The organism is Streptomyces sp. NPDC056600, assembly GCF_042792855.1.
GTDB lineage: Bacteria > Actinomycetota > Actinomycetes > Streptomycetales > Streptomycetaceae > Streptomyces.
In genome coordinates this window covers 1-7066 of the sequence record NZ_JBHTVQ010000122.1, presented here as the reverse complement: position 1 = coordinate 7066, position 7066 = coordinate 1, and the positions used below count along the sequence as shown (strand labels likewise).

Genomic DNA, 7066 nt, shown 5'->3' with positions numbered 1-7066 from the left:
CCCTGACGGGGCGCCCGGGCTTCCGGGGTTTCCGGGGCGCCTCGGACGCAACCTCTTTGACTTGCGCGATGTCCGGTATTCGGCGCGCTTCGACCGGTAGCCATGTAACACGTCCGTTTCGTGGGCTTCTCGTGGTCGTCGGAATGTCTGGAGTCTGGGAATTTGGGCGCGAGATGTGATTGAACCGAGACCAATAGACAGTGGTCCCGGTCCGGGGTCATGGCAGATAGTTAGCGGCATGGCGCTTCGGTGAACAGTCCGCTGCCTCTGCGGAACGCGGTACGAACCATCGACGCCATGGGGGGTGTTCGCTCATCTGCCGCCGTCTCCGGTGGAGACGTGGCAGTGGCGTGCTCCCTCCCCTGTTGGTGAACACGTGGAGTCATGAGGAGGAGTCCCATGGGTGGTGTGACAAGCAGCCTGTGGGCCCGGTCGTCCGCCGGCCGCGTCCAGGCCTGCGGGCTCGACGACTGGCTCTGAACCCACTCCCGGTGGTCCCCGCGAACAGCGCTACGCGCGTAGGTACGTGGCGGCCCGCCACCACCCGGGTTCTCTGACACTTCATGATCCGGCCGACGGCCCGATATCCGGCACACATGCTTCGGATACCGAACGCGGCACACCCAGACGCGAGATGGGCGAACAGTGACAAGTCCGATCGAGATCGAGGACAGCGCGACGAAGGTCGCCGCCGAGGGCGAGGCGAAGCCCAAGGAGGCGGAAGCGTCGCTGGAGGGCCGGTCCCCCGGTCAGTTGATGTGGATGCGCTTCAAGCGCGACCGCACCGGCGTGATCTGCGCGTGGATCGTCCTCGCGTATTTCGTCATCGGCCTCGCGGCCCCGCTGCTCACCATGCTGAGCGGCACCGACCCGTACACCCTGTACGGCCAGGACCCGGCGTACGCCGACACTCCGGTGCTCGACGACTTCGGTCTCCCGCTGGGCTCCTTCGGCGGCGTCTCCGCCGAGCACTGGTTCGGCGTCGAGCCGCAGCTCGGCCGCGACCTGTTCGCGATGATGGTCTACGGCATCCGGACCTCGCTGTTCATGGCGGTGGGCGTCACCATCCTGACCATCAGCACCGGTGTGGTCATCGGTCTGATCGGCGGCTTCGTCGGCGGCAAGACCGACTACTACATCGGTCGGCTCACCGACTTCCTGCTCGCCTTCCCCAGCCAGCTGTTCTTCATCGCCTTCATGCCCGTGGTGACCGCGTTCTTCGTGGACCCCCGGGAGGAGACCCCGACCTACTTCCGGGCCCTGGCGATCCTGATCGTGCTGTGGGTCCTCGGCTGGATGGGCATGTCCCGTCTTGTCCGCTCCACCGTCCTGGCCCTTCGCGGGCGGGAGTTCGTGGAGGCGGCCAAGGTCTCCGGCGCCTCGAACTGGCGGATCCTCTTCAAGGAGATCCTGCCCAACGTGGTGTCCCCGATCCTCGTGCAGTTCACCTACACGCTGCCGAGCGTCATCCTCACCATCGCCTTCCTCTCCTTCGCAGGCGTGGGCTTCGTCGAGCCGACCCCTGACTGGGGCCGTCTCTTCGCGAACGGCGCCCGCACCACGGAGGAGGCACCGGCCTTCATCTTCTTCCCCGGTGTGGCTCTTGTGATCTTCGTCCTGTGCTTCAACCTCCTCGGAGACTCGGTGCGGGACGCGTTCGACCCCAAGTCGGGACGGTGACGTCGTCCTAGGTGGGGGGTGACTGCCGCCCCCAACGTCGGCTGCCAGCCGCGTCAGGCAGTACTCAGGAAAACAAACCGACAGGTAGGTAATCACCCAATGAGACTGATGAACTCGCGCACCACCCGCGCGATCGTGGTCGCCTTCGCGGCCGGCTCCCTCGCCCTGACCGGCTGCTCCAGCAACGACGGCAGCGGGACCAAGGCGGACGCCAAGAACCAGAAGGACGCGGAGAGCCAGGCCAAGCCCATGGTCTACGCGGACGCCGCCGCCTCCCAGGGCCCGGCTCCCGAGGTCGCCGGTGCCAAGAAGGGCGGCACCATCAAGGCGTACATGGAGACGGACCTGACCCACCTGGACCCGGCTCAGATCTACGTCTCGGACGCCGGTCTCTTCTCCAACCTGATCCACCGTGGTCTGACCAACTTCAAGGAAGACGACAAGGGCAACCTGTCCGTCGTCGGTGACCTCGCCACCGACGCCGGCAAGATGTCCGACGACGGCAAGACCTGGACCTTCACCCTGAAGGACGGTCTGAAGGACGCCAACGGCAACCCGATCAACTCCGCCGACGTCCGCCACTCCGTGGAGCGGACCTACGCGAAGTTCGTCTTCGACGGCCCGACCTACCTGCAGACCTGGCTGAGCGGCACGGACTACCGCAAGGCGCTGCCGGACGGCGGCTTCGGCAAGAAGCACCTGCCGGACTCGGTCCTGGAGACGCCGGACGACAAGACCGTCATCTTCCACTTCGACACCCCGCGCCTGGACCTTCCGCAGACGCTGGCCATGCCGGGCTACTCCCTGGTGCCCGAGGAGACGGACACCAAGGAGAAGTACGACAAGGCCCCGGTCGCCACCGGTCCTTACAAGATCGAAGAGTTCAAGAGCGGCAAGTCCCTCAAGCTCGTCCGCAACGAGAACTGGGACCCGGCCTCCGACGCGGTGCGCAACGCGTACCCGGACGCCTGGAACTTCGAGATCGGCGTCACCGGCTCCACCCAGACCCAGCGTCTGATCGCCGACAACGGCGAGGACAAGAGCGCGATCCAGTTCACCGGCGGCATCGACGGCCCGAAGATCCCGCAGGTCCTCAAGGACAAGGCGATCAAGGCGCGCACCGTCCAGGGCTACCAGCCCTACGTGATGCAGCTGACCTTCAACCTGGACAAGGTCAAGAACAAGACGGTCCGTGAGGCCATCGCCGTCGGCATCAACTCCAAGTCGCTCCTGGCGACCGAGGGTGGCGTCTACGGCGGCGACGCGGCGCCGAACCTGTTCGCCCCGACCCTGCCCGGCTACGAGCCCGACTACGACCCCTACGGCCGTCTGAAGACGCCGCAGGGTGACGTCAAGAAGGCCAAGGAGCTCCTGAAGGACGTTCCGGCCGCCGAGAAGAAGATCGTCTACGCCTACCCGGGCAGCGAGGCCGGCCAGCTCCGCAAGGTCGCCATCGAGGACGCCCTGACCTCGCTCGGCTTCGAGGTGGTGGCCAAGGAGATCGACGCCGCCAGCTTCTACGAGCAGATCGGCAAGGTCGACAACCCGTACGACGCCTACGTCACCGGCTGGGGCCAGGACTGGCCGTCCGCCTCGACGGTCGTCACCCCGATCTACGACGGTGACCTGGTCGCCGACGGTGGTTCGAACTACTCGCACATCAAGGACCCGAAGGTCCAGGAGCTGATCAAGAAGGCTCTGGGCCAGAAGCCCGAGGAGGCCCAGGCCACCTGGCAGGAGGCGCACCACTACATCCTCGAGGAGGTCATCCCGGCCGCCCCGCTGTGGTACGCCAAGCAGTTCCAGCTGTTCGGCTCGAACATCGGCGGTGCCCGCTACAGCGTCGAGTCCAGCTACATCGACGTGAACAGCCTCTTCCTGAAGAAGTAAGGCTTTACGGCTGACCGCGGGGATGCGCACCAGGCGGAGCGCATCCCCGCGGTTCCGCGAGTTCCCGCCTTCCCCGTCTCCGCAGAGAGCAGCCTTCCCGCCATGTTCAAGTTCCTCATCCGGCGCTCGGTCGGTGCTGTCGTCACCCTGTTCCTGATCAGCGCGGCGACCTTCTTCCTCTTCATCGCCGGACCGTCCGACTATGCCTCGCTGGCGTGTGGCAAGGACTGCTCGCCTGCGAGACTCGACGACATCCGTGCGGCCCTCGGCCTCGACCAGCCCGTCTTCGTGCAGTTCTGGGAGTTCGTCTCGGGCATCGTGATGGGCCGGGACTTCCCGACCGGTCACTGCCCGGCTCCCTGTCTCGGCGTCTCCTTCAGGACCGGCGACCAGGTCTGGACACGCATCATGGAGGACTTCCCGACGACGCTGTCGCTGACCGTCGGTGGTCTGATCGTCTTCCTGATCGTCGGCCTGGGCACCGGCATGCTCGCGGCCTACAAGAAGGGCAGCATGGTCGACAAGGTGTCCTCGGGCGCCTCGATGGTGCTGAGCTCCTTCCAGATCTACTTCCTCGGCCCGCTGGTCCTGCTCGCTCTCGTCAGCACCGGTTTGTTCGAGAACCCCAAGGACGTCCCCTTCAGCGAAGGCCCTCTCGCCGTGCTGGCCGGCCTGTGGATCCCGATCATGGTGATGGCCACCATCTTCACCGCGCAGTACACGCGTATGGCCCGCTCCGAGCTCATCCAGCAGCTGCAGGAGGAGCACGTCCGCACCGCGCGTGCCAAGGGCATGAGCCGCAAGTACGTCTTCTTCCGCTACGCCTGGCGCGGTTCGCTCATCCCGATCATCACGGTGCTGGGCATCGACATCTCGGCGCTTCTCTCCGGCGGTGTGGTCACCGAGCTGACCTTCTCCCTCCACGGCATCGGCCGCCTGGCGGTCGACGGCGCACAGTACAAGGACCTGCCGCTGACCATGGGCGTCATGCTGTTCAGCGCCTTCTTCATCCTGGTGTTCAACATGCTCTGCGACATCGCCTACGCCTACGTCGACCCGCGCATCCGGCTCTCCTAAGGAACGATCCACAGTGACCACTCTGACCACGACTGAGGACGCTGCGGCCCCGGCCGCCTCCGACAGCTTCCTCTCGGTCCGCGACCTGCGGGTGCGTTTCTCCACCGAGGACGGCATCGTCAAGGCGGTCGACGGCCTCTCCTTCGACGTCAAGCGCGGCCAGACCCTCGGCATCGTGGGTGAGTCCGGCTCCGGCAAGTCCGTCACCAACCTGACGGTCCTCGGCCTGCACAACCCGGACACCACCACCATCGAGGGTTCGATCAACCTCGACGGCCAGGAACTGCTCACCGCCTCCGAGCGCGAGCTGCAGAAGCTCCGCGGCAACAAGATGGCGATGATCTTCCAGGACCCGCTGACCGCCATGTCGCCGTACTACACGGTCGGCCGGCAGCTGTCCGAGCCCTACATGAAGCACAAGGGCGCCTCCAAGAAGGAGGCGAAGGACCGCGCCATCCAGATGCTGGAGAAGGTCGGCATCCCGCAGCCCAAGCTGCGCTTCGACGACTACCCGCACCAGTTCTCCGGCGGTATGCGCCAGCGCGCCATGATCGCCATGGCCCTGATGTGCGACCCGGAGTTGCTGATCGCGGACGAGCCGACCACCGCGCTCGACGTGACGGTGCAGGCGCAGATCCTCGACCTGCTCAAGGACCTCCAGCAGGAGTTCGGCTCCGCGATCATCTTCATCACCCACGACCTGGGCGTCATCGCCAACATGGCGGACGACCTCCTGGTGATGTACGGCGGCCGGGCCATGGAGCGCGGCACCGTCCGTGAGGTGCTCCGCGAGCCCCGCCACCCCTACACCTGGGGCCTGCTGAGCTCGATGCCGCGGCTGGACAGCGACGTCGACGTGGCGCTGGAGCCGATCCCCGGTTCCCCGCCCTCGCTGCTCAACCTGCCCACCGGCTGCCGGTTCAGCCCGCGTTGCGTCTTCAAGGACCAGGTCCCCGGCGACCTCTGCACGACCGTCTCGCCCGCGCTGGGCGAAAGGCACGAGGACACCTCCTGCCACCTGACGGCGGAGCAGAAGCAGTCCATATTCATCGACAAGATCCAGCCCCGGCTGCGCTAGGGAGCACCGAGACATGAGCGACAACCTCACCGCCCCAGAGCAGAAGCAGCCCGAGGCCACCCCCGCTTCCGCGGCCGACAGCAAGGCACTGCTCGAGGTCAAGGGCCTGACCATGCACTTCCCGGTGTACGGCGGGTTCCCGTTCAAGCGGAAGGTCGGCGCGGTCCAGGCCGTCGACAACGTGGACCTGGTGGTCCACGAGGGCGAGGCCCTCGGCGTGGTCGGCGAGTCCGGCTGCGGCAAGTCGACCACCGGCCGGCTGATCACCCGCCTGATGGAGCCCACCGCGGGCACCATCACCTACCGCGGCAACGACATCACCCGCGCCTCGCGCAAGGAACTGGCGCCGATCCGGTCCGAGATCCAGATGATCTTCCAGGACCCGTACTCGTCGCTGAACCCGCGGCAGACCGTCGGCACGATCATCAAGTCGCCGATGGAGATCAACGGGATCAACCCGCCCGGCGGCCGGGACAAGCGGGTCAAGGAGCTCCTGGAGCTCGTCGGCCTGAACCCGGAGCACTACAACCGCTTCCCGCACGAGTTCTCCGGCGGTCAGCGCCAGCGCATCGGCGTCGCCCGCGCCCTGGCGGTCAACCCGAAGCTGATCGTCGCCGACGAGCCGGTCTCCGCGCTCGACGTGTCGATCCAGGCGCAGGTCGTCAACCTGCTGAAGAAGGTGCAGGACGAGCTCGGCATCGCGTTCGTCTTCATCGCGCACGACCTCGCGATCGTGCGGCACTTCTCGCAGCGCGTCGCGGTGATGTACCTGGGCAAGGTCGTCGAGGTCGGCGACCGGGACGACATCTACAACCGTCCCCGCCACCCGTACACGCACGCCCTGCTGTCGGCCGTTCCCGAGGTCGAGGTCGAGGACGGCGAGCCGCGCGAGCGCATCCGCCTGTACGGCGACGTGCCCTCCCCGGTCAACCCGCCGTCCGGCTGCCGCTTCCGCACCCGCTGCTGGAAGGCGCAGGACAAGTGCGCGACGGAGGAGCCGCCGCTGGTCCAGATCTCCGGCAACCGCGACGGTCACCTCACGGCCTGCCACTTCCCGGAGGACCCGACCACGGAGGCGCGCGGCGAGGACGTCGTCCTCGACCCGGCGCTGAAGGCGCTGGAGGCCGAGCACGCCGCGCACTCCGAGAGCACCGACAGCACCGTGAGCGACAAGGACTGACCTTCCGGTCCGTCCGCACCGAAGGGCCGGCAGGGGCATCACGCCCCTGCCGGGCCGTAGGCCTTTGCTCGCCCGGGTTTGCTGGCCCGGGCGGGCGACCAGCTCACCCCTACGGGTGGTCATCGGGGGTACCGGAAAGTCAACGGCGTAATTGATCGTTA

5 protein-coding genes are annotated in these 7066 nt (G+C 66.7%); all 5 read left to right on the top strand.

The genetic code is table 11. The features are described 5' to 3' along the window. Positions 1 to 645: 645 nt before the first annotated feature. Positions 646 to 1680 (top strand): ABC transporter permease, encoded by a 1035-nt coding sequence (locus tag ACFRAV_RS31115; protein ID WP_382560906.1) that lies wholly within the window; start codon positions 646 to 648, stop codon positions 1678 to 1680. A gap of 99 nt (positions 1681 to 1779) precedes the next feature. Next, positions 1780 to 3570, top strand: a complete 1791-nt coding sequence (locus ACFRAV_RS31110) for an ABC transporter substrate-binding protein (RefSeq protein WP_382560903.1) — start codon at positions 1780 to 1782, stop codon at positions 3568 to 3570. Between the two features lie 102 nt (positions 3571 to 3672). Continuing rightward, positions 3673 to 4647, top strand: coding sequence for an ABC transporter permease (locus ACFRAV_RS31105; protein ID WP_382560900.1), 975 nt, complete (start codon positions 3673 to 3675; stop codon positions 4645 to 4647). A gap of 13 nt (positions 4648 to 4660) precedes the next feature. Beyond that, positions 4661 to 5725 (top strand): ABC transporter ATP-binding protein, encoded by a 1065-nt coding sequence (locus ACFRAV_RS31100; RefSeq protein WP_382560897.1) that lies wholly within the window; start codon positions 4661 to 4663, stop codon positions 5723 to 5725. Between the two features lie 13 nt (positions 5726 to 5738). Then, complete coding sequence (locus tag ACFRAV_RS31095; protein ID WP_382560894.1) at positions 5739 to 6905, top strand: ABC transporter ATP-binding protein; 1167 nt, start codon at positions 5739 to 5741, stop codon at positions 6903 to 6905. The last annotated feature ends 161 nt before the right edge of the window (positions 6906 to 7066 follow it).

What these genes read in the sequence shown, in the direction of transcription:
- ACFRAV_RS31110 (WP_382560903.1), top strand. Translation starts at nt 1,780, where the DNA reads ATGAGACTGATGAACTCGCGCACCACCCGCGCGATCGTGGTCGCCTTC.
- ACFRAV_RS31105 (WP_382560900.1), top strand. Translation starts at nt 3,673, where the DNA reads ATGTTCAAGTTCCTCATCCGGCGCTCGGTCGGTGCTGTCGTCACCCTG.
- ACFRAV_RS31095 (WP_382560894.1), top strand. Translation starts at nt 5,739, where the DNA reads ATGAGCGACAACCTCACCGCCCCAGAGCAGAAGCAGCCCGAGGCCACC.